Below are 464 nucleotides of genomic sequence, written 5' to 3' on the forward strand. Positions count from 1 at the left end.
GCGCTCTCCGTGGAACTGGCCGCCATTCGCGACGCCGTGCCGCGCCGGGACGGGGAAGCCAGTCTGGCCTACGCCCGCCGCCTGCGCGAGCAGCGGCCCGGCCTCAGCCTGAGCGAGCTGTCCCTGCTCTCGGGTGCCWTGGAARGCCAWCTGCGCCGCGAGCCRGCCTTCAAGGCGCTCTCCGTGGAACTGGCCGCCATTCGCGACGCCATGCCGCGCCGGGACGGGGAAGCCCGTCAGGCCTACGCCCGCCGACTGCACGAGCAGCGGCCCGGCCTCAGCCTGAGCGAGCTGTCCCTGCTCTCGGGCGCCACGGAAAGCCCTCTGCGCCGCGAGCCGGCCTTCAAGGCGCTCTCCGTGGAACTGGCCGCCATTCGCGAYGCCGTGCCGCGCCGGGACGGGGAAGCCAATCTGCCCTACGCCCGCCGCCTGCACGAGCAGCGGCCCGGCCTCAGCCTGAGCGA

General features: G+C 74.5%; 1 protein-coding gene. It reads left to right on the forward strand.

What is annotated here, in order from left to right; all coding sequences use genetic code 11:
* Nucleotides 1-464: hypothetical protein (locus AC1DQ3_RS36770; protein ID WP_477124988.1), on the forward strand; the 464-nt coding region annotated here is incomplete at both ends.

The organism is Cupriavidus sp. 01T418 (assembly GCF_056398885.1).